At 58.0% G+C, this 21,209-nt stretch carries 17 protein-coding genes and 4 pseudogenes; 10 read left to right on the top strand and 11 right to left on the bottom strand.

What is annotated here, in order from left to right:
* Window positions 1-96 precede the first annotated feature (96 nt).
* Entirely contained in the window at window positions 97-2,148 is a 2,052-nt protein-coding gene (locus BGO16_RS15120) for an acyltransferase family protein (protein ID WP_292619710.1), read from the bottom strand.
* 225 nt (window positions 2,149-2,373) lie between these two features.
* Window positions 2,374-2,672 (bottom strand): annotated as a pseudogene (locus BGO16_RS15115) (transposase); the annotation flags it as partial.
* 22 nt (window positions 2,673-2,694) lie between these two features.
* Here BGO16_RS15115 and BGO16_RS18180 point away from each other — a divergent pair.
* Window positions 2,695-2,844: pseudogene (locus tag BGO16_RS18180) on the top strand (integrase core domain-containing protein); the annotation flags it as partial.
* A 230-nt stretch (window positions 2,845-3,074) separates the two neighbouring features.
* Here the strand turns inward: BGO16_RS18180 and BGO16_RS15105 are convergent.
* Window positions 3,075-4,217 (bottom strand): glycosyltransferase family 4 protein, encoded by a 1,143-nt coding sequence (locus BGO16_RS15105; RefSeq protein WP_292619708.1) that lies wholly within the window; start codon window positions 4,215-4,217, stop codon window positions 3,075-3,077.
* A gap of 267 nt (window positions 4,218-4,484) precedes the next feature.
* Here BGO16_RS15105 and BGO16_RS15100 point away from each other — a divergent pair.
* Window positions 4,485-5,163: pseudogene (locus BGO16_RS15100) on the top strand (IS630 family transposase); the annotation flags it as partial.
* Window positions 5,164-5,201: 38 nt separating this feature from the next.
* A pseudogene (locus tag BGO16_RS15095) lies at window positions 5,202-5,474 on the top strand (transposase); the annotation flags it as partial.
* A 56-nt stretch (window positions 5,475-5,530) separates the two neighbouring features.
* Here BGO16_RS15095 and BGO16_RS15090 read toward each other — a convergent pair.
* From BGO16_RS15090 to BGO16_RS15070, 4 genes are all read right to left on the bottom strand, one after another.
* Window positions 5,531-6,340 carry a class I SAM-dependent methyltransferase gene (locus BGO16_RS15090; RefSeq protein WP_292619706.1) on the bottom strand — a complete coding sequence of 270 codons (810 nt, stop codon included), beginning with the start codon at window positions 6,338-6,340 and terminating at the stop codon, window positions 5,531-5,533.
* Between the two features lie 263 nt (window positions 6,341-6,603).
* A complete protein-coding gene (locus BGO16_RS15085; protein ID WP_292619704.1) occupies window positions 6,604-7,485 on the bottom strand; it encodes a hypothetical protein in 882 nt (293 codons plus the stop codon).
* 147 nt (window positions 7,486-7,632) lie between these two features.
* A complete protein-coding gene (locus BGO16_RS15080; RefSeq protein ID WP_292619702.1) occupies window positions 7,633-8,466 on the bottom strand; it encodes a TylF/MycF/NovP-related O-methyltransferase in 834 nt (277 codons plus the stop codon).
* A gap of 349 nt (window positions 8,467-8,815) precedes the next feature.
* A complete protein-coding gene (locus tag BGO16_RS15070) occupies window positions 8,816-9,166 on the bottom strand; it encodes a DUF2130 domain-containing protein (protein WP_363092197.1) in 351 nt (116 codons plus the stop codon).
* A 690-nt stretch (window positions 9,167-9,856) separates the two neighbouring features.
* Here BGO16_RS15070 and purU point away from each other — a divergent pair.
* Window positions 9,857-10,720, top strand: coding sequence for a formyltetrahydrofolate deformylase (purU, locus tag BGO16_RS15065; RefSeq protein ID WP_292619700.1), 864 nt, complete (start codon window positions 9,857-9,859; stop codon window positions 10,718-10,720).
* 222 nt (window positions 10,721-10,942) lie between these two features.
* Here purU and BGO16_RS15060 read toward each other — a convergent pair whose 3' ends face one another.
* Window positions 10,943-11,221, bottom strand: a complete 279-nt coding sequence (locus tag BGO16_RS15060; protein ID WP_292619698.1) for a hypothetical protein — start codon at window positions 11,219-11,221, stop codon at window positions 10,943-10,945.
* 295 nt (window positions 11,222-11,516) lie between these two features.
* Between BGO16_RS15060 and BGO16_RS15055 the strand changes: the two genes are divergently transcribed.
* Both BGO16_RS15055 and BGO16_RS15050 read left to right on the top strand, forming a co-directional pair.
* Window positions 11,517-12,065 carry a hypothetical protein gene (locus BGO16_RS15055; RefSeq protein WP_292619696.1) on the top strand — a complete coding sequence of 183 codons (549 nt, stop codon included), beginning with the start codon at window positions 11,517-11,519 and terminating at the stop codon, window positions 12,063-12,065.
* Window positions 12,066-12,090: 25 nt separating this feature from the next.
* Window positions 12,091-13,074 carry a cytochrome c peroxidase gene (locus BGO16_RS15050; RefSeq protein ID WP_292619694.1) on the top strand — a complete coding sequence of 328 codons (984 nt, stop codon included), beginning with the start codon at window positions 12,091-12,093 and terminating at the stop codon, window positions 13,072-13,074.
* Window positions 13,075-13,095: 21 nt separating this feature from the next.
* On the opposite strand, the gene BGO16_RS15045 is transcribed toward BGO16_RS15050, so the two are convergent.
* A complete protein-coding gene (locus BGO16_RS15045) occupies window positions 13,096-13,677 on the bottom strand; it encodes a glyoxalase superfamily protein (RefSeq protein WP_292619692.1) in 582 nt (193 codons plus the stop codon).
* Between the two features lie 244 nt (window positions 13,678-13,921).
* Window positions 13,922-15,232, bottom strand: coding sequence for a UDP-glucose/GDP-mannose dehydrogenase family protein (locus tag BGO16_RS15040; protein ID WP_292619690.1), 1,311 nt, complete (start codon window positions 15,230-15,232; stop codon window positions 13,922-13,924).
* Window positions 15,233-15,450: 218 nt separating this feature from the next.
* On the opposite strand from BGO16_RS15040, the gene BGO16_RS15035 reads away from it, so the two are divergent.
* The 3 genes from BGO16_RS15035 (at window position 15,451) to ahcY (ending at window position 20,039) form a co-directional block, all read left to right on the top strand.
* A complete protein-coding gene (locus BGO16_RS15035) occupies window positions 15,451-16,803 on the top strand; it encodes a hypothetical protein (RefSeq protein WP_292619688.1) in 1,353 nt (450 codons plus the stop codon).
* A 384-nt stretch (window positions 16,804-17,187) separates the two neighbouring features.
* The gene (gene metK / locus BGO16_RS15030; RefSeq protein WP_292619686.1) at window positions 17,188-18,384 is read left to right on the top strand and encodes a methionine adenosyltransferase; all 1,197 of its coding nucleotides are present in this window, start codon (window positions 17,188-17,190) and stop codon (window positions 18,382-18,384) included.
* 194 nt (window positions 18,385-18,578) lie between these two features.
* Window positions 18,579-20,039: an adenosylhomocysteinase gene (gene ahcY / locus BGO16_RS15025; RefSeq protein WP_292619684.1), complete on the top strand. Its 1,461-nt coding sequence runs from the start codon at window positions 18,579-18,581 to the stop codon at window positions 20,037-20,039.
* A gap of 234 nt (window positions 20,040-20,273) precedes the next feature.
* Here the strand turns inward: ahcY and BGO16_RS15020 are convergent, their stop codons facing one another.
* A complete protein-coding gene (locus BGO16_RS15020) occupies window positions 20,274-20,558 on the bottom strand; it encodes a hypothetical protein (RefSeq protein WP_292619682.1) in 285 nt (94 codons plus the stop codon).
* Between the two features lie 232 nt (window positions 20,559-20,790).
* Between BGO16_RS15020 and BGO16_RS15015 the strand changes: the two genes are divergently transcribed.
* A complete protein-coding gene (locus BGO16_RS15015) occupies window positions 20,791-21,000 on the top strand; it encodes a cold-shock protein (RefSeq protein WP_292619680.1) in 210 nt (69 codons plus the stop codon).
* The last annotated feature ends 209 nt before the right edge of the window (window positions 21,001-21,209 follow it).

The following is a 21,209-nucleotide window of genomic DNA, read 5'->3' as shown; positions in this document are numbered from 1 at the left end:
AATGTTATTGGCGCTGGCTCTGGATGTTGATCGGCATTGCCAATGCATTGATTTATCTATACTCAAGGTCGTTGCTTCGCTGGCGCTTATCGAAACTCATCTATTCAGCTTGGTATCATGAGCAGAGCGCGGCTGACCAGCGTGGTCGATGTAATCGGTAGCAGAGGCTTGTAGGGTTTGAATTGACGAGGTGATGGCCTTCTCTAGGCCAATCTTCTTGGCGTAAAGCCGTCGCGTTGCCGGCAACAGATTGCGCCGGATGTGGCTGGCGTCGCGGTAGAGGAATTCGCCGTTGAGTTCGGTGTCGCACCATTTACCGGTGCATAGAGCGTCGCCTGGAAGAACCGCATCGGTATCGTTGCGCCTCGCCGCTATATTCTGGAATATGTCATAAATTCTGCCTTGGAACGATCTGAAATCAGACGTAGAGACCGTTTCATCGGATCGTCGGCAGTGGCGTCGAAGTAGATGATTGTAATTCGACGTCGCGCAAGGAACAGGGTCTGAATGCAACTGTGGCACGTCTGCTATGAGAATGAAGCGCCGGCCTGGCGCGGCTGTTGCTTCGATCAGGCTCCGCACTCCCTCTCCGATGATGTCATAAGGGCCGGGATGTCCTTTGAGAGTTCCGTCCTGAGAAACGACATTACCTAGCGCTGACCATGACGCCGCAAGAATAACTAGGTTGATCGACTGATCCGCGGTTAATGTCTTGATCGCGCGTTGCCGCATATCCGTGCAACGCTGGACGTACCCTGGAACCTCGGTCCATATGCGTTGCGCGTGTCCGCCAAGAGCTGCCGGGCATTCCAGATACAGCAGAAAAGATGCGTTCTGAAATTCGGCCGCGCTTTCGATGATCGGCGCCATGTGTTCGGCATGACTGTCACCCCATACGATCGCCTTCACCGTTGATTTGCCCCATGGTGCGCCGAACTCACAATAGGGCCGGTCAAGTCCCTGTATTTGCTTTACGCGTGGACAGTGCCATTGCCACATCACGTCGAGGCTGCTCAGCGCTGTCATGTCGGAGCCAATTCTACGTCCAAATCCCTGATAGGCGATGACGATGAATGCGAGGGCGGCGGTAGTACCAGCGGCTGTTATCCCGACTGGTATTGAGATGATCGGACTCCCGCTTCGGCGGAATGGTTGTTCAATGAAACGCCAGGACACCCAGGCTAGGCCAACCGATAGCACGGTCAAAGATGCCGCTTCGACCGCCGTCGGCGCGGCCGAATTCCCCCAATGCGCGAACAGTACGATGACAGGCCAGTGCCAAAGGTACAGGCTGTATGAGATCAGGCCCAGCCATCGCATGGGCGCAGTCGCTAGAATTTGTCCTGACCAGTTCTTGGACCTTGGCCAAACCAACAATGCTGATCCAAGCACCGGTGCTACCGCATTCACCCCAGGAAACGGATCGCTATGGCGAAGAGTGAATAGTCCAAATGCGATCAGAAGAACGCCTGCCAGACCCGCTACTTCGGCCATGACGCGGGATCGCAGCGTCGGAACAAACACAATGAGAGCGCCTACGCCAAGCTCCCATGCCCGATTGTAGGGTAAGTAAAATGCAGCCTTAGGATCGATCTTCAACTCGTGGAGGCAGACAGAAAAACTGATGGCACTTATTACTGCAATCATACTGATCGTAAGGCCGCGGCGGCGCTTCGCGATCCGCAGAATGAGCGCCAGCACTGCCGGCCAAGCGACGTAGAATTGCTCCTCGACGCCAAGCGACCACATATGGAGGAGCGGCTGTAGCGACGCTTCCCGATCGAAATAATCAGTATGCCAAAAGAAGAACAAGTTCCCGGCGCCGAAAGCTGAATAGACGGCGCTCTTTCCCAGCGACGCGTAGTCTCCCGGCATCAGCAGGAAATAACCCGCGAGGAGCGTTACGACCAGGACAGTGAGAGCAGCCGGCGCGATGCGACGAATACGCCGATCGTAGAAATCAATCAGAGATAGGCCGCCGCGCTCGATCTGCTCTGTCAAGTTCTTTGTGATCAAATAGCCGGAGATGACGAAAAACACGTCGACGCCGATGAAGCCGCCGGGGAGCCAGGTGGTTCCGAGATGAAATAAAAGAACAGAAAGAACGGCAATAGACCTCAGTCCATCAATATCTGGGCGGTATTTCATGGGCTCTGACGGTCGTGTTAAAGGATATTACTCGTCTTGTACATTTGAGCAAGCTGGCGGTCTATGGAGGAAGGCTGCTCAAGTGTGAGGCAAACAAAGAGCCATCAACGGATGTTTCTAAGCTGTTCCTGTAACCAAACGCAGATAGCGCATCGTCCAGCCCTTCTTCGCGGAAAGACACGATCGTGCTTTAGCTTGAATCAGCGATGGGACGATTATCATGAACTCAGAAGGCCGGCCTTCCCGAGCGCGCCGGACAAAAAATCATTCTCCAGCGTCAGCTCCCCAATCTTCGCATGCAGCGTCTTCACGTCGACCGGCGCGGTAGGCGTTGCGGCTTTCGCCTCACCGTCGAAGACGCTCGCAGCACCGTCGAGAAGCTGATTGCGCCATTGCGTGATCTGGTTCGGGTGCACGTCGAACTGCTGTGCCAGCTCGACGATCGTCTTTTCGTCCCTGACGGCTGAAAGGGCCACCTTCGTCTTGAAGACCGGCGTGTGGTTCCGTCGCGGTCGCTTCGCCAGGGGTTCTCCTGTCGCGGCCATCATGCCGCCTTCAGGCAGAAACTCCACTTATCAGACCTGTCCAGGTTTCCCGAGCCGGCTCTGTGCTGAATGTTTGAACACGCACTGGTTCATGAGCCCTGACGACGCGCGGGTGAAGCTGGAGGATTGGCGTAGAGACTATAACGATGTTTAGCCGCATAGCACGATCGGCAACAAGGCGCCGATATCCAGCGCTGGCTGACCTAGTTTCGGGGAGCACGTCAGCTCGTTGAGGTACCGTCGCGTTGTTGGCCGTTGATGGGGAGGCGGTCCCGCTCCCTCGCAGCCGACAATATGCTGGTGACGCACCTCCATCGACTGAAGTTATTCAGCATGACGCGGAGGCCTCGATGAATTTTGAGAACATTCCCTTTTGTGCGTTCACACACCCCTAGTAATGTTGTCCTTGGCGAGCGACATTGGATGCATCGCGGAATCAAGCGTTGCCGCCCAAAGCTTATAAATATGGGCTGGAGAAAATCGGTCTCTCACCTTTGCGGCTTCTCTGCCGAGACGAATCCTCATCAATTCGTTTTTTGATAGTGACTGTATTGATCGCGCAAGAGCGTCCACATCGTTGACCGGAACGAGAAGACCGTTGCATCCATCATCAATAAGAACCCTTGGCCCGCTTGGACAATCCGCGCTTACGCACGCCAGACCGCTTTGCATCGCTTCCAGTAACGCGTTTGGAAATCCCTCAAACCGAGACGGAAAAGCAAAAATACCAGCTTCCGCCATCCATCGGGGAACATCCGAGACATAGCCGGGCATTTCGACAGAACTCGAAATGTCGAGATCCGCAGCTAGTTGTGTTAGCGCTTGCCGATCCGGCCCTTCCCCCAACAGGACAACACGCCAACCAGACTCTCTCGCGCCGCTTTTCGCGAACGCGCGCAATAAAATATCAAATCCCTTTTGATGTGTAAGCCTTCCAACAGAAAGGATTGTACGGCCAGAACTTTGAGCGACCACAGGGAAGTCATCACAGCGTACAGCGTTCGGAATAACAACTAACTTCCGCGTCCGAATCGAGTGCCTAAACCACTCCGCAATTTCTTCAGTCTGAACAACAGTGGCCGACGCGAACCTATAAAAACACTTGCGAAGAACATCCCAGCCCTTGGGGATGCGATGTAGGCCTGGATGAATTCTTTCAGAAATCACCACCGGAATGCCAGAACCAATCATGGACATTATTGTTCTGATGTTCGCTTGATCGATAAAGCTTAGAACAACGTCTGGATTTAACGACAGGATTTTCCGACGAATCGAGATGATCTGGTGACAGGTGAACTTGATCGACTGAAAGCTTGAGTAAGCGTCCCGTCTTATTTCCATCCGCTCGCGGACCACGCCAGGATGCAGCTTATAGGCATCTGGATCCTTGCCGCTAAGGGTCAGGAGCGTAACGGAACGATTATCGTCAGCTAGGTATTGGCAAAGATCCGAAACAACCCTTTCAGCGCCGCCACCACCAAGCGATGAAATTACGATTACGATACGCCTTCCTGTTCTGTTCATTGCATTTCCTGCCTTTTTCATCTTAAGACGCATTAAGGCCAGAAACAACTGGCAGACATTTCGAGGGGCGAACCGACGCGCGCCAAGTCAACGAAACGTGGGCGATGGACTTCGTTCATGATCAATTTGCGACGGAGCGCAACCTCGGGTTGGTTGCGCCAACGTGATCTTGCAGTGTTATCGGCGGCTTGTTTCCAGCCTTTCCACAACATCGGCGTCGCGGAATCTGATGGGTGACCGCCTTGCGCTGTGTCCGCACCAGACGATCTATAACTGCACGAACGTTCGGTCGGCAAGGTTCTGGCCAAGCTCGGCTACCGCCGGCTCTCGGTGCGGCCCCGCCATCCGCAAGCCGATGAAGCGGCTCAGGAAGCGTTCAAAAAAACTTTGCTGCGATCATCACCCCGCTCGCGCCCAAGGCAAGCCGATCGAAATCTGGTTCCAGGACGAGGCGCGGATCGGCCAGCAGGGCACGCTGACACGAGTGTGGGCCATGCGTGGCTCACGGCCTCGCGCGCCCCGCGATCGACGTTACGATTGGGCTTATCTCTTCGGTGCCGCCTGTCCGCAACGTGGCGTCGCCGCGGGTCTTGTCATGCCGACGGCAAATGCGGAGGCGATGTCGCTGCATCTGGCGGCAATCAGCCGTAAGGTTGCACCCGGCGCACATGCCGTTCTTGTCCTCGACGGCGCCGGCGATCACGGTGCCGGCACCCTCCGAACTCCGGACAACGTCACTGTGTTGCAGCTGCCGCCCTATGCGCCCGAGCTCAATCCGATTGAAAATGTCTGGGAGTACCTGCGCGCCAACAAGCTCGCCATCACCGTCTTCGACGACTACGACGATATCGTCGCCACAACCTGCGAAGCCTGGAACTTCTTCGCAAACGATCCAGATCGCATCGCCTCAATCACAAGCCGCACTTGGGCAACAGTCAATCCTTAGGGCCGTTGGTATTACAAGGGCGCGGCCCTCATGATGCGCTGCCGCCCACCAGGCAGTTGCTCGCCGACAAGAGCTATGACGCCGACTGGTTCCGCCGCGCTCTCGCCGCGCGCGGCATCACGGCGTGCATCCCGTCGAGGTCAAACCGCAAACGGCCGATCGAGCATGACCGCGCGCTCCATCGCCAACGCCATAGAATTGAGAACATGTTCGGGAGGCTCAGGGATTGGCGGCGAATCCACACCCGTTACGATCGATGTGTGCACACCTTCATGTCCGCCATCTGTATCGCTGCCACCGTCATCCTCTGATCAATGAGTCCTGAGCTTGGAGTTTCAGGTCAAAAAGAATCCCGGGAGATACATCGTCAGTTCTTCTTGCGCGCAGAAAAGGTAAGGGTTTGGCCATACCCAAGCTTATCAAGGATAATTTCTATCGGGAGACTCAATAGTCTATCAAGCCTGCTGGCTGATTTAACAACCAGTGACTCCCGACCACGCCAGCGACACCAGAATAGATCGGGATCTCGAAATTGTCTCCATTCTGCAAGCGCCTCTACCGTGCCATAGCCGAACAGGCGCTTCATTATAAACAGCAGCCCTCCGTTCAGGCTTGCGCCGAATATTTCTTGGCCTGTGGCCGTCTTGGTTAGCTGCAGCCCAGCGTCGTCACACAATCGAGATGCAGATTCCTTGGTAAATATTGTGAGGTGGCGTGGGTAATCGTCCGCCTGATAAAATCGCGACTGTATAGAGTTTAGGTTTGTCACAAGCACGACAAGCCTTCCGCCGGGTTTGAGGAGTTTTGCCGCCTTCCTGACGAATACGGCAGGCTCGTAGACGTGTTCCAGTACGGCCCAAAACGTAACGACGTCATATTGAGCTTCCCCAAGTTCCATTTCAAGAAAATCGCCGTAGCGTATTGGCATGTTTGCGGGATTTGGCACTTGATTGTCCAATTCAACCCCTTCGACCAGCCAACCTTTCATCTGCATGTGCCAAAGGAACTCTCCCTTTTGAGCACCAATATCCAGCAATCGGCCGGGAGCAAGATCATCCAGCCATTTAGCTTTCTGCGCTATCTGCTTGCGCCGTTTGTTTATGATAGCTTCCCAGTCGGTTTGTTCAGCTTTCCCCTCCCAAGCCCAATAGTATTCAGCAGGGTAGTAGGTACTCATTACTTCCCGGGCAGGCCTTGGGCTTAAATAGCCACAACCGCAGCATGTGCACCGATTGACCAAAAAATTCTCATCGGAACATTGAAATACGTAATCTCGCGTCCAGAACAGGGCTTTGGGCTGGTTTGCGGCGCATACTGGACACGCAACCTCTTCTCGCCGCGTTTCGGACGGAATGATATTTTGTTTTTGGCTGCTCATTTAAACTTTCAGCTTTCACGTAAATCGTCCCGCACCCTTCACTTATCCACAGCGAACAAAGTTCAACGGGGTCGGCGAGTGTAGGCATTGACGTTGCGAACCGATGCTTCTCTGCGTTCCACATACCCTGATAGCATTCTTGTTATGAAAGGGAAGGATCGCCCAACCGATTCGACCAGCTTACCTTTCCAGTTCAGGGCAGACGGCTCCGCGGTGTCCCACTTACGAAGATAATCGCTTTGGAGAACTGGTTCGGTAAACGGCTCAACCTCTGAACGCTTAACGGCGAGGACCAGCAACATCGCCGGGCGCCGCGACGCGAGATAGACGCGGTTGCCGTACTTAGCGGGGTCAACCACGTCGTAAACCTCGTGGTTGGGCGTTTTCTCTATAGAGAGATTGTGTCCGATAGCGATGCGGACGAACTGAATTTCGAAGCCGTTTTGCGGCGAAAAAACCCTATACATTAGCTCTGGGCTAAATTGATAGAATCCGTGTCCGGCCAGGCTGTTACAAGGGTTGATCGTATAGACGGCGCCGCCCCTCTTGACCAGTCGCATAAGGTTTCCGATCGCGACGGGAAAGTTAAAAACATGCTCAAGCGTTCCACCATCGATGGCCAAATCAAATTTCCCAATAAGGTCTGGCTGCAACGGCTCTCCGATGTTTTGAACGACGGTCGCGCCTTCATAATCGGAAAAGTCTATGCTCGTTACTCTGTTGAACTTGAGAGCCTGCTTAAGCATTTCGTCAGCGAAATCCGCATATCTATACTTATCAAGCCAATCCAGCGCATCCGGATCATTGGCAAATACGCGCCGGAGTTCTGAGATTTCTTTCGGATGAAGTGTGAGCGTCAAACGGCCAAGTGTTGCGGCTTCTCCGCCAGATTGACCGCTACGCCACTCCAGCAGACCTCTAATATCCTTATAAGCTAATCCCATGGCACCTTTCCGCGCGTGTGCTGCAACTTACAGCGACCTGCTCAGCCATCGCAAACAGCATTTCCCACGTCCCGCAGATGTGGGTGCCCCACGTTGCGCAGCGGATGCATCGGCGTAAATGCGAGTTGTCCCGTCGGTCGATGACGGTCAGCTTTTAATGATTAAACCTTGGCCGGTTGAAAGGTCGAGAATCTGTTCCGGTTTGTCGCGCATGAACTCCAGGGCGGCTTTTCGTGCTCCAGGGCAAGTTCGAAACCCGTGGTCATCGAGGATGACGACCGCGCCTTTGTTCAGGCGGGGATAGAAAAACTCCAACGTATCGTATGTTGGCTGTTCAAGGTCTACATCAACGTGCAGAAATGCAAAAAGCCTGTCAGATACGTTAGGAAAAGTGCTTGGTATCCATCCGGGATAAGTCTTGAAGCAAGAGAAGCCGTTCAGAGTGTCGTGCACCAATTGCTCGGACGCTGACAGGTTGCCTTTTTGCCAAAATACTCCGTCATTAGCGCCGGGTTCGCTCAGCCCTTGGAACGAGTCAAACAGGTGAACTTTCCGATTGTGTTCCTGCGCAAAGGTGCAGAACAGGAAGGCTGCTGCACCCTTGTAGGTTCCGCATTCGGCAAGGTCGCCGTCCACGTTTCGAACCAGCTTTAGGAACTCTTTGAGATTCCATCGTCGTTCGAAGCTTTTATAGTTGTTCTCAGCAAATTTCTCAAAGTATTCCAAGAATTGTTGGTCATCCAGAATAATTCTGGCGTCTTCATTGATCGCAAAACGGGGCAGGAGCTTTCTGCCAATTTCGTAGAAAAGTTCGTATGATTGAGAACCTTCGAATCCTCGTTGTTCAGCAAATGCCTTTACGCCGGATGCGATTTGATTGATCGCTTTGATGTCCGCGAATTCTTTTTGAGTTCTGATGGCTTCTCGGACTTTCTGCCCGATCCCCTTTTCAAGACGGGACTTTACTAAGTTCTTTAACATTGCCTACTCCAACGTTTCGTCCGTAAGTTACCATCACAGCCGCCCACCCAACAACCGCTTCCTGGCGATCTCTCGTCCGGATGCGGTTACACCCTTAAAGTCGGAAACCCAATGCCCCAACGCAGGCCCCAAGGCGACGCGAGAACCAGCGTCGATTCGATGTCGCAACCCGGGAGCCATGTGGGATGGTAAACGCGCCACGTCACTGCATCGCTGCCTGCATCGACACGGCATCTCCCAGTTGTGTCAATCGGCTCGCAAATTTTGCAGGCCAAATGACACCCAGTTGCCCGATGTGGAAGGTGGCAAGCCTGCGAAGAAGAACTTCAAAGCCTAACCGATGGCTTCTTCACATCGACATCGTCGATGTGAAGACAGCCGAAGGCAAGCTGCGCCTGTTCGTTAACGCGATCTTGGCCTTCACCACACGTTGATCGTCGCGCAATTTCGCGAGCCAGCGGTCACTCCAGGTTCGGGTGTGTTTGCATTCCCATAGCATCGTGCCGCAGACTTGGCCGGCGATGCCGCGCACGCGGTGTAGGATGTCGCCACCGGGCACACCGATAGTTATCGGTTCGATCAGGTCGTCGGGAAAACGCTGACACAGCAAGGCTTTCATTTCGACCTCGCGCGCTCGGCCTTGCAGTTGCTGCGAGCCTTGTTCTCCCAGGTTCTTTTTATAGGACACATAAATCGCCAATCGTAGTCATCCGAAAAAGCGGTGGGCACTCGAGCGCATACGGCTATACGTGGGAGTGTATTCCACGCGGGATGTACGAGCTCAAGAAGACCAACGGCGGGACATGGATCTTGCGCCGGCCAAGGGATGGACAAGGACAGGGTGCCGGCTCTGCCAGGCTTTCTCTTGCACCCCCGCATGGGCACAATGCAGTCATTTAGGATCTCAAAATACCAACTCCGCTTCCTGGTACCACTATAGCGGAGCTCTGGGAAAATTTGCCAGCTGTCGATTATTATGGGCTCTTCAACGTGTCCTATCAGGGGCGACCTTTGTGCGTTGTAAGGTGTACTATTTAACCATGATAGCCATTCTACAAAACGTGCCATATTCCCATCGTTCTCGAAGGACCGACTGTTAACGCGAGAAATGCTCATGACAAAACAACGTGCCCGAATTGCAGAATCCGACGATTGGGTTGGTGATTTGCACTTATTCGCGGGGCAGGCACCGAACAATGTCGTCGTCTGCCATCCGACGGTCGGGAGCGCTTGATCGCTACGAACGATATGCGCTTGCTCTGCGGCAGCGTGCGCGGCAAATTTTTGAAAATTGCCAGAATGAAGCCAGTGGCGAACGGCCGGTCCGGATGATAGAGCGGAGCGTCGTGTTCGTCCCGATCCTCTTGGTCCCGGCTGCCGTTCCTCGCTTATGCCTCATCATCAATATGTACTGACGCTCTCCTGTCCGGACCGGCCGGGAATCGTATCGGCGGTATCGACGTTCCTGGCCCAGAGCGGCCAGAACATCATCGATGCCCAGCAGTTTGACGACGCCGAGACCGGTCGGTTCTTCATGCGGGTGGTGTTTAATGCCGCCGACCTCGCGGTGACGCTTCCGGTATTACAAACCGGTTTTGCCGCGATCGCCGAACGTTTCGGCATGACCTGGCAGATGCGCGATCGCGCCACGCGGCGCAAGGTGATGCTGCTGGTGTCGAAGTCCGATCATTGCCTGGTTGACATTCTGTATCGTTGGCGCACGGACGAGCTTGCGATGATCCCGACCGCCATCGTGTCCAATCATCCGCGCGAGACCTATGCGCATCTCGATTTCGGCGAGGTTCCCTTTCACCACCTGCCGGTGACGACGGAGACCAGACGCGAACAGGAAGCGGCCATCCTCGAACTGGTGTCGCGGACCGGCACCGATCTGCTGGTGCTGGCGCGCTACATGCAGATCCTGTCAAACGAGATGAGCTCAAGACTTTCGGGACGATGCATCAACATCCATCATTCCTTCCTGCCGGGATTCAAAGGCGCCAGGCCCTACCATCAAGCTCATGAGCATGGCGTCAAGCTGATCGGCGCGACAGCGCATTACGTCACCAGCGATCTCGACGAGGGACCGATCATCGATCAGGACGTCGAGCGTATCAGCCATCGCGATACACCTGAGGCGCTGATCCGCAAAGGACGCGACATTGAGCGGCGGGTACTGGCGCGCGCGATCCGGCATCACCTGGACGATCGAGTGATCCTCAACGGCCGCAAGACCGTAGTGTTCATGGATTGAATGCAGCCGGCTCGCCGGCTGTTAGAGCATGATCCCGAAAAGTGGAAACCGATTTTCGGATAGGATGCTCCAATCAAAAGGACGAAGCAGGAGTCCGGTTCAATGCCAGTTGAAACAAACTCTATAGCGTTTTCGAGCGAAGTGGATACCGGTTCGCGTGAAGAAAACGCGTCAATCAAGAGCCTAGAGTCTTTCACTGTTTCCATGAAACGGTGAAAGACTCTAGTGGATCGCGCCCATGGCGTTGTTGTTCGACGGCTGAGCGGCAGGGTCGTTTGTCTTCGGCGTCAGACGCTCGCGTTCACGCTCCTTCATCATCTCGTCGTATTTCGCAGTGCCGGGTCGTGGCGGCGCGTCCGCGGGCAGTCCGCCGGCCCATTGCGGAATCGCGTCGCCCATTCCGGCGGCCAGATGCGAATTGATGCTGCCGCATCCCCCCAGGCTGCATACGATCGGCAGGACGCAAAGCAGGATCGGAATTCGGCGCGCTGGATGGGGCATGGCTAGATGAATAAAATCCCGGTGTGGAAATTGCGAGGCAGCGTCGCCTTCCTTGGATGTTCGTTCCAAACGGATCATCGAGTTCCTTACCTTCCAAAAGATTAGCGGCCGGACGGCTATTTGTAATTTAGGTCATATAATACCTATGGAAGGTAATCCGCCTGGTACGCAACCGGGGCGCGCCGCTGATCTGGAGGCCTCGCTGCCGCCGGAACTGTCATCGTGCCGCACCCGGAATAACCCTGATGGTGGTTGTGATGGTCGGCCATTCGCTATATTCAAGCGGATACAACTAATGGGAGCAGGCATGCGCAGGATCATGGTGCGAGGTTTGGCATTGGGGGCGTTGACATTGGTCGCGGTTGCAAACCGGCCTGCCGAGGCGCAGGAAGCCGCGGCGCCGGCCTGCGCTGCACCGGTTGCGCCCCCCGGAGAACTCGCGCCCTGGACCGCGCCATCCCAGTTGCGGGCGGCCGGGAACGAGGCGGATACGTCACGCGCGCGCCTGCCGGTGGATCAGGCTGCCCGTCTCACGCTGCTGCCGACGCCCGAGGTGCGCTATCCGCTGCGCCCGGAGAAACCGGGCGGCTCGGTCAGCTATGGCGGCATTGTCGAGATCGACGTGCACGAGGCCGGCACCTACCGGCTGGCGCTCGATTCGGCCGCCTGGATCGACCTTGTGCGCGGCGAGCAGACCGTAAAATCGACCTCCCACGGGCACGGGCCGCCCTGCACCGGGATCCGCAAGATGGTTGATTTCCTTCTCACCCCCGGCTCTTACACCCTGCAGATCGCGGCCAATGGCCAGCCGGAGATGACGGTGCTGGTCGTGCGCCTGCGGTGAGCCCGTGCCGGCTTGGCGCACATCGGTGTCGTTGCTGTCCGCCGGGCTGCTGCTGATCTTGCTGCCGGCCATGTTTCTATGGAGAGCGGCGGATCCGGTATGGCGCTGGACGCTGCCTGCCGGGGTTTCGCCGCCGCCGGTCCCGGCCGACAATCCCATCACCACTGCCAAGGTCGAGCTGGGACGCCGCCTGTTCTATGACGCCGATCTCTCGGCCAACGGCACCATGTCCTGCGCCACCTGCCACGAGCAGAAGCACGCCTTTGCCGATGGCAACCGCACCCATCCCGGTGTGACTGACGAGCCGGCGCGGCGCAATGTTCCCGGGCTCGCCAATGTCGCCTGGTTCACGCCGCTGATGTTCACGGACCCGGCGAACACGACGCTCGAGGCGCAGGCGGCGTCACCGGTATTCGGCATCCGTCCCGTCGAGATGGGCATGGCGGGACGCGAGGCCGAGATCGGCGCGCGGCTCGGACGCGATGGCTGCTATCAAGCGATGTTCGCGCGCGCCTTTCCCGAGACCAGTGGCCGCATCGACTTCGCCAATGTGGCGCGCGCGCTGGCGAGCTTCGAGCGCACGCTCGTCTCCCATGGCAGCGCCTGGGACCGGCAGCAACTCAGTCCGGATGCGAAGGCAGGCTCGACGCTGTTTGCCCACGATTGCGCGGCATGTCATTCGGGGCCGCACTTCACGGACCTGGCCATGCACCGGCTGGGGGCGGCCGATCCCGCGCTTGCCGATCAGGGCTTGTTCGAGAAAACCGGTATCGACGCCGACCGGGGCAAGTTCCGGACGCCTTCGCTGCGCAACGTCACGCTGACCGGTCCCTGGTGGCACGATGGATCGTCGCGGTCGCTTGAGGACGCTATCGCGAAACATGGCCTGACCTATGAGCCGGCCGAGGTGAATCATCTGATCGCGTTTCTTGAGTCGCTCTCCGATCCCGAATTTATCAAACGTAAATCGCTTGCCATGCCCAGCGAGGCTTGTGGCAAGCCTCTCTAGGCCTTTCCGCTTCTGATAGAATTAGAAGCGGCTTCGATGGCCGGGCGTTTTTTCGCGGATTCCCCAGATGTGGCCGAAGGGATCGAAAAACGTTGCGCCACGAATGCCGTGAATGCTGCCTTGCAGCTTGTCGCGAACCGTGGCCCCAGCGGCAACCGCTCTTTGCAGCACGTCTTCCGCGTCGTTCACTGTCACGCAAAGGATCACGTTGACCGCACCTTTTTCCTTTGGAAAAAATGGCCCGCCGCGCCATGGCTCTGCCTCGCGTCGTGGGTTTGATCCTGCAACCGAGATCACGCTGTTGCCAACTCGCATGTCAAACCCGATCCACTGGTTATCCGGGCTATAGATAGCGATTGAAGACGTGTCGAAAACTGCCTCATAAAATCTGACAGCTTCGGCTTGCCGGCTATGCTCGATGAAGACTGTCAGACTTAGCGACAAATCATTTTCGCAGGCGGCTTTCAGAACGTTCCAGTCTGAAAAGCCGGCTTGGCTCGCCACGATTTCAAGACAAGTACTATGCGGCAGATTTATGCGACGTTTGGCAAGTGCATGACGCATCGCTTTCGCCATGGACTTGTAACGCGTGATACTTTCCATGATTTGTCTCCCTGGCCGGGCGCATTCGATGTCAGTGCTCGCGTTGCTGACGGTCGCCCGAATAGGGTCAAGTCATGGAAACTTGTGCGTTCACCATTCCCGAAGGAGCGAGCGGCAGGCCGCACAGCCTGGCCAGAATAGTAGCAAGTTGTCTGATTCGTTCAATCGTACCTTCTATAAGGTTGGATTGGAGAGAATCATTCCTCGGCAACGCACTCCAGAACTGAATCATCGGAGAAACGATCTACGCTCGGTCCCGGCCGATGCTGCTGTAGGCAAAACCCAGGTCCGCCATCTCAGCGGGACGGTAGACGTTGCGCAGATCGATCATGACCGGCTGCTTCATGATGCGTTTCAGCCGCGGCAGGTCGAGCGCGCGGAACTGGACCCATTCGGTCACGATCACCAGCGCGTCGGCGCCCTCGGCGCAGGCGTAGGCATCGTCGCAGTAGTCGATATCGGGAAGCTCGCGCCGCGCTTCCGTCATGCTCGCGGGGTCGAAGGCGCGGACCTTTGCGCCCATGTCGCAAAGGCCGGTGATCAGCGGGATCGACGGCGCCTCGCGCATGTCGTCGGTGTCGGGCTTGAACGCAAGCCCCAGCACCGCGATGGTCTTGTTGCGCAGATTGCCGTCCAGCGCCTGCGCGACCTTGCGCGCCATCGCGCGCTTGCGGTTGTCGTTGACGGTGACGACTGATTCCACGATGCGAAGCTGGGCGTCGTGGTCTTCCGCGATCTTCACCAGCGCGCGGGTGTCCTTGGGAAAACAGGAGCCGCCGTAGCCGGGGCCGGCGTGCAGGAACTTGGTGCCGATTCGGTTGTCGAGACCGATGCCACGCGCCACCTCCTGGATGTCGGCGCCGACCTTTTCGGACAGGTCGGCGATTTCGTTGATGAAGGTGATCTTGGTCGCGAGAAAGGCGTTGGCCGCGTATTTGATCAGTTCGGCGGTGCGGCGCGCGGTGAACATCAGCGGCGCCTGATTGAGCGACAGCGGCCGGTAGATGTCGCCAAGCGCCTTGCGGCCGCGTTCGTCGGAGGTCCCGATCACGATGCGGTCGGGAAACTTGAAATCGCGGATCGCGGCGCCCTCGCGCAGGAATTCTGGATTGGACGCCACCACCACGTCGGCTGACGGATTGGCCTCAAAGATCAGCCGCTCCACCTCGTCGCCGGTGCCGACCGGCACGGTCGATTTGGTCACCACCACGGTGAAGCCGCGGATCGCCGCAGCGATTTCGCGCGCGGCGGCATAGACGTAGCTGAGGTCGGCATGACCGTCGCCGCGGCGCGACGGGGTACCGACGGCGATGAACACCGCATCCGCCTCCGCCACCGGGGCGGCAAGATCGGTGGTGAAATCGAGCCGCGACGCCGCCACGTTGGTCGCGACCAGCGCCTCCAGGCCCGGCTCGAAGATCGGGATCTCGCCGCGGCGCAGCGCCGCGATCTTGTCCGCATTCTTGTCGACGCAGGTGACCTGGTGTCCGAAATCGGCAAAGCAGGCTCCGGACACCAAGCCTACATAGCCGGTGCCAATCATGGCGATGCGCATCGAAATAAACCTATCGGCAGGCGGCCGCCGGAGGCGGCGGTCAGGGCCGCGTCTTAGCAGACGGGCGCGGGGCTGACGAGGCGTCCGCGGCCGTCATAGAGGATTTGAAATCCGGATCGGCAGGGAGATGCCGGCAAGGGTTTCAATGGTGGGCAGATGGTGATAGGAAGGCTAACTTCATTTTTGTTGCCCATTCATATGGCCCATATCGAACCACTGTGACAAACGACCAGCTGCTGAGCCAGATATCCGACTATTGCCGCCGGGCCGGGATGGCGGAATCGACCTTTGGCCGGCGCGCCGTCAATGACGGCAAGCTCGTGCAGCGGCTGCGCGAGGGCAAGCGCATCACCATCGACACGCTGAACCGGATCGAGGCTTGTATCGCCTCGGGCTCGCCGGATGGCGCGGCCTCCATCCGCCGGCCGGAGCCGATCGAGCGGCGCGATCCCCGCGCCAATTTCCGTTTTTTCGAGAACCGGCAGAAATATCTGCTGTTCGTCCATACCTGCAGCGAGAAGCGCGTCATCGCCGACCGCGTCGCTTTGGAGTTCGGCAGCATTCACCCGCGCCCGCCGGCGCTGCGGGTGTTCGACGCGGGCGTCGGCGACGGCACCGTGCTGGCGCGGGTGATGCGCTCCATGCACGTCCGCTTTCCCCACATGCCGTTCTATGTCGCGGGCAAGGAACTCAGCCTCGAGGACATCAAGCTGACGCTCGACAAGGCGCCGGACCGGCTTTTCGAGCATCCGGCGACCGTCATGGTGCTGACCAACATGCACTACGCGGAAGCGCCATGGCTTGCGCCCCGTTCACCCCAGGCCGCGGCCGGCACGGTATGGCGCGAGGTGCCGCTGCGGGGGACATCCTCGGGCGAGTTCGAGACGCAGATCCGGGACCTGTGGCCATATCTCGAGGAGAACTGGCGAGCGAACGTCAGTCCGGTCACGGGGATGCCGATCTACGAGCGGCCGGTCGTCCTGGTGATCTACCGGGAAGACCACCAGTTCCTGCTCGATTCGGTCATCCCGCGGGCAGGGCGGGTCGAAGCCAACTTCGATCTGGTGATCGCTTCGCAGCCTTACCGGGCCAGGTCTTCCCTCAATTTCAGGGCCCGACGGATCATCGCCCCGCTGGCGCGGGCGTTGCGGCCCGGCGGGCGTTTGATAGGAATTCATTCTCACGGTGGTGATCCCGGGCTGGAGATCGTCCAGGCGGTCTGGCCCGGAGAAAACCCTTTCGCCGTGAGCCGTCATGAGCTATTGCGCGCTGTGAAATACGAGCTCGGCTCGGTGGGGCGCGACCTTAATTTCAACGCTTATGCCGATCACCGTTCGATTTTTCGCTACGATATGGAAGCGCTGCCCAATGAGGTCACGGGATCGATCGGTACCTCGACGGCCTTCGCAGCGTGGAATGCGGCGGTTTACGTTGCCCAGGTCGAAGACGACCGGTTGACGGAGATGACCCAAAGCGGCCGCTATCTGGACGCCACCAGGGAGGTTTTGCGCAAGCACAACGGCCTCTGGTTCTACGACGAATCCTACGTCATTTCGCGTCGCCGCGACTGACATCTAGTACCGCCGATTTGAAATTCCTGCACCACTTGCAGCGGGTTCATCTTCGGGAATTTCAAATCGAAAGCGGTACTAGAATCATAAAGTTACTAGTACCCCTTGCTTTCCGAAGTTCGTCAAGGGGGGTGTTGCGATGTCTCACGAACTTCGGAAAGCGGGTACTAGTGTTCCGGTTCGAACATTCGCATCACTTCGCAGCGAGTTGTTATGCGAATGTTAGAACCATGGGAACATTAGCAAAATAAAATATTCTGGTGTGGTTTTGGCTCTGACATTCGCTTGTCGGACTCGCGGCAATACTGAAGCGAATGTCAGAGCCACCACACCAGGTCAACAGCACGAAAGGACCGCCACCTCTGGCGGATGAAGGGACGATTGATGCGCGGATCTTATTTGTTCACGAGTGAATCGGTTTCGGAGGGGCATCCCGACAAGGTGTGCGACCGGATCTCGGACGAGATCGTCGATCTGTTTTTCAGCGAGGGTCCGAAAGCCGGCATCGATCCGTGGGCGATCCGCGCCGCCTGCGAGACGCTCGCCACCACCAACAAGGTGGTGATCGCCGGAGAAACTCGCGGGCCCGAATCCGTCACCAAGGAGAAGATCGAAAGCGTTGTCCGCGCCGCGATCAAGGACATCGGCTACGAGCAGGATGGTTTTCACTGGAAGACCGCGGACATCGAGATCCTGCTGCATCCGCAGTCGGCCGACATCGCGCAGGGGGTCGACGCCTTGCAGCCCGGCGCCAACAAGGAAGAGGGCGCCGGCGACCAGGGCATCATGTTCGGCTACGCCTGCAATGAGACGCCTGACCTGATGCCGGCGCCGATCTTCTACGCGCACAAGATCCTGCGGCTGATTTCCGAGGCGCGCCACTCGGGCAAGGAAAAGGTGCTCGGGCCGGACTCCAAGAGCCAGGTCACGGTGCAATACGAGAACGGCAAGCCGGTCGGCGTGCGCGAAATCGTGGTGTCGCACCAGCACCTCGTCGAGGACATGAGTTCCGATCAGGTGCGCGAGCGCGTCGAGCCCTATGTGCGCGAGGCGCTGCCGAAGGGCTGGATCACCGACAAGACCATCTGGCACATCAACCCGACCGGCAAGTTCTTCATTGGCGGTCCTGACGGTGATGCCGGCCTGACCGGCCGCAAGATCATCGTCGATACCTATGGCGGCGCTGCGCCGCATGGCGGCGGCGCGTTCTCCGGCAAGGATCCCACCAAGGTCGACCGCTCGGCGGCCTATGCCGCGCGCTACCTCGCCAAGAACATCGTCGCCGCCGGTCTTGCCGACCGCTGCACCTTGCAGCTCGCTTACGCCATCGGCGTGGCGCGCCCGCTGTCGATCTACGTCGATACGCACGGCACCGGAAAGGTGCCGGAAGACACGCTGGAGCGGATCGCCTCCGAGGCGATGGACCTCACGCCGCGCGGTATCCGCAAGCATCTCGATCTGAATCGGCCGATCTACGCCCGTACCTCGTCCTACGGCCATTTCGGCCGCACGCCGGACAACGAAGGTGGCTTTTCCTGGGAGAAGACCGACCTTGCCGAGGTGATCAAGCGCGCGGTGTGATATTTCCCTCTCCCCTCGCGGGAGAGGGTTGCCCGAGCAAAGCGAGGGCGGGTGAGGGGTTGATCCGAGAGAGATGAAGAACCCTCTCACCGAGTTGAGTTTGTAGTGCCGCTGACGATGCCCTCTCCCGCAAGGGGAGAGGGCGCAGCAATGGGCGCTACTTTTGCTAATCCCGTGCGATATCAGAGAGTGCCATGACCCAATCCGCTACCGCCACCGCCAAGACGTCCGCCGGCTTCACCGATTACATCGTCAGGGACATCGGCCTTGCCGATTTCGGCCGCAAGGAAATCTCGCTCGCCGAGACCGAGATGCCCGGACTGATGGCGACGCGCGAGGAATACGGCCCCAGGCAACCCTTGAAGGGCGCGCGCATCGCAGGCTCCCTGCACATGACGATCCAGACCGCGGTGCTGATCGAAACGCTGAAGGCGCTCGGCGCAGACATCCGCTGGGTCTCCTGCAACATCTATTCGACGCAGGATCACGCCGCCGCCGCGATCGCGGCAGCCGGCATTCCGGTGTTCGCCGTCAAGGGCGAGACCCTGACCGAATACTGGGACTACACTGCAAAACTGTTCGACTGGCACGGCGCGAAGTCTGGTGAAAGCCTGCATCCCAACATGATCCTCGACGATGGCGGCGACGCGACGCTGCTGATCCACCTCGGCGTGCGCGCCGAGAAGGGCGACGTGGCATTTTTGGATAAGCCCGGCGCGGAAGAAGAGGAGGTGCTGTTCGCGCTGATCAAGCGCCTCTTGAAAGAGAAGCCGAAAGGCTGGTTCGGCGAAGTCGCCAAATCCATCAAGGGCGTTTCGGAGGAGACCACCACCGGCGTGCATCGTCTCTACGAGATGCAGAAGGCCGGCACGCTGCTGTGGCCCGCGATCAACGTCAACGACAGCGTCACCAAGTCGAAGTTCGACAATCTCTACGGTTGCCGCGAGTCGCTGGTCGACGGCATCCGCCGCGGCACCGATGTGATGATGAGCGGCAAGGTCGCCATGGTCGCGGGCTTCGGCGATGTCGGCAAGGGCTCGGCTGCATCATTGCGACAGGCCGGCTGCCGCGTCATGGTGTCGGAAATCGACCCGATCTGCGCGTTGCAGGCGGCGATGGAGGGCTATGAGGTCGTGACCATGGAGGACGCAGCACCCCGCGCCGACATCTTCGTCACCGCCACCGGCAACAAGGACATCATCACCGTTGAGCATATGCGTGCGATGAAGGATCGCGCCATCGTTTGCAATATCGGGCATTTCGATAACGAAATTCAGGTCGGCGCGCTGAAGAATTTGAAGTGGGATAACATCAAGCCGCAGGTGGACGAGATCACCTTTCCAGATGGCAAGCGTATGATCCTGCTCTCGGAAGGCCGCCTCGTGAACCTCGGCAACGCGATGGGGCATCCGTCGTTCGTCATGTCGGCGTCGTTCACCAACCAGACCCTGGCGCAGATCGAACTGTTCGCCAACAACAAGGACGGCAAATACAAGCGCGAAGTCTACGTGCTGCCGAAGTCGCTCGACGAGAAGGTGGCGCGGCTGCATCTGAACAAGATCGGCGTCAAGCTCACCGAATTGCGCAAGGACCAGGCCGACTACATCGGCGTCAAGGTCGAAGGCCCGTTCAAGAGCGATCATTACCGCTATTGAGCGGCCAATTATCTGTCATTCCGGATCGGCTTGCATGGCAGGCTGATCCGGAATCCAGCTTCGCGCGATAACTGGATTCCGGAATAGTCGCGTGTCGATACCCATAGATGCGCAAGCGCGCATCGGGAATGGCGAGAAAGAAAACACGGAAGCCCCGGAGCGATCCGGAGCAGTGCGCGCCTTGTCAATCACTGGCGCTCGGCGGTCACGCAATCAGCCTCACGTCGTTCAGCCTCACGTCGTCCGGCCGTTGCTCTTTTGTGCCGCGAGAAAATCCGACAGCTTGGCGGTTTGCTTGGGCGCTGCCTTCTTGCCCCGGGCCGGTGCTTTTACCGGCTTGGGCTGCGCGGCCTCTTCGGCTTCCTTTGCGAGCCGCAGCGCGCGCAGGCGTTCCATGTTCTTGCGGACGGCGATGTCGCGGGCTTCGATATCGGCGCGCGCCTTCGCGCCCTCGATGGCGGCCGTGCGCATGCGTTCGCTGCGTGCCTGTTGTGCCGGGCTTGGCGGAGACTTGGTCATGGAACCGATATAGTCATGATCCGCCAAAATGCCAGAGCAGGCCGGGATTTGCCTTTTCAGCCGAGAAATGCTATAGTTAAGGGTATTCGATTGCCGGCATTGGTTTTGTTAGAGCGCCGCGGGTCTTTCAAAGACCGAAGGCTCCTTTCCAAAGACATCGCTGAGATTGGATGGCTTGCGCAATCCTGCGCGAGAACGCGCATGTGCGCGCTTTGGAACAAGGACGACTCCGATGACGACAGGGACAGTGAAGTGGTTTAATGGCCAGAAGGGTTTCGGCTTTATCCAGCCGAACGACGGCGGCAATGACGTGTTCGTGCACATCAGTGCGGTGGAGCGCGCGGGCCTCAGCGGCCTCAATGAGGGCCAGAAGGTCAACTTCGAGGCCAAGACCGACAAGATGCGCGGCAAGGTCAGCGCGGAAAACCTTTCCCTCGCATAAAGCGGGATGAGGGCTCGACCGTGCATCCATCCTGTCTTGAAGATTGATGGATCGCCGGGCCAAGCCCGGCAATGACGGACAATCGAGATGCTTCCGTCAAGGTGTGAAGCACCCTATAGCGTTTTCGAGCGAAGTGGATGCCGGTTCACGTGAAGAAAACGCGTCAAATCAAGAGCCTATAGCGTTTTCGAGCGAAGTGGATACCGGTT

Source organism: Nitrobacter sp. 62-23 (assembly GCF_001897285.1).
Lineage (GTDB): Bacteria > Pseudomonadota > Alphaproteobacteria > Rhizobiales > Xanthobacteraceae > Nitrobacter.
The sequence above is the reverse complement of the archived record's forward strand: the minus strand, read 5'-3'. Positions and strand labels throughout refer to the sequence as shown.